Raw genomic sequence first — 449 nt, 5'->3', positions numbered from 1 at the left:
CACAAAACGACAGGCTCCAGCGAAGCGCCACATATCGCGCTCTTGCTGACCACTTGGTCTTAACTGGAATTTAAAGGCTTGCAGTCGTTTCATACTGCGAATTATACTCTTGGTCTATGACAAAAGAAATTAATATTCGTCGAGGAAGACACTGCTCTTTCATTATGCATGTTCATTTGGTGTTTGTTGCCAAGTATCGACGCAACATATTTGATCAGGATGCTATTGAGAAACTGCGAGGCTATTTCACCAGCGTATGCATTGACTTTGATGTTGAATTGGTTGAGATGGACGGTGAGCGAGATCACGTTCACTTGCTGATCAACTATCCACCCAAGCTCGCGGTATCCAGTCTGGTTAACAGTCTTAAGGGGGTATCCAGCAGGCTACTGCGCCGAGATCGTCCAGATATTGCCGAGCGATACTACTACAAAGGCGCTCTATGGACA

2 protein-coding genes are annotated in these 449 nt (G+C 45.9%); one reads left to right on the top strand and one right to left on the bottom strand.

Features of this window, described 5'->3' with window-relative positions; all coding sequences use genetic code 11:
- Positions 1-93: helix-turn-helix domain-containing protein (locus REG_RS11445; protein WP_176603498.1), on the bottom strand; the 93-nt coding region annotated here is incomplete at its 3' end.
- Positions 94-116: 23 nt separating this feature from the next.
- On the opposite strand from REG_RS11445, the gene tnpA reads away from it, so the two are divergent.
- Positions 117-449 (top strand): IS200/IS605 family transposase (gene tnpA / locus REG_RS08470; RefSeq protein ID WP_039908254.1); only part of this gene is annotated, 333 nt, incomplete at its 3' end.

Source organism: Candidatus Regiella insecticola LSR1 (assembly GCF_000143625.1).
GTDB lineage: Bacteria > Pseudomonadota > Gammaproteobacteria > Enterobacterales > Enterobacteriaceae > Regiella > Regiella insecticola.
The sequence above is the reverse complement of the archived record's forward strand: the minus strand, read 5'-3'. Positions and strand labels throughout refer to the sequence as shown.